Genomic DNA, 431 nt, shown 5'->3' on the forward strand with positions numbered 1-431 from the left:
CCAGCACCGCGAACTCGCGCGCCGTCAGCTTCACCGGGGTGCCGCCGCGCACGCAGGTGTGCCGGGCCGGGTCGATCACCAGGTCGCCGAACTCCAGCACCTGCGGGCGGCGCCGCCCGGTGCGCCGGGCCAGGGCGCGCAGCCGGGCCACCAGGACCACGTAGGAGAAGGGCTTGGAGAGGAAGTCGTCGGCGCCGGTGTCCAGGGCCTCGGCCTCGTCGTACTCGCCGTCCTTGGCGGTGAGCATCAGGATCCCGGCCTCGTTGCCGGCCGCGCGCAGCCGGGCGCAGACCCGGTAGCCGTTGACGCCGGGCAGCATGATGTCGAGCACGATCACGTCGTAGTCGTGCTCGCCGGCCAGCCACAGCCCCTGCGGGCCGTCGTGGGCCACGTCGACCGTCATGCCCTCCGCCCGCAGCCCGCGCTGCAGC

General features: G+C 74.5%; 1 protein-coding gene. It reads right to left on the bottom strand.

The features are described from left to right. Nucleotides 1–430 (bottom strand): response regulator transcription factor (locus C7C46_RS33505; RefSeq protein ID WP_245985333.1); only part of this gene is annotated, 430 nt, incomplete at its 3' end. Nucleotide 431 lies beyond the last annotated feature (1 nt).

The sequence above is a fragment of the Streptomyces tateyamensis genome, from assembly GCF_003205575.1.
Lineage (GTDB): Bacteria > Actinomycetota > Actinomycetes > Streptomycetales > Streptomycetaceae > Kitasatospora > Kitasatospora tateyamensis.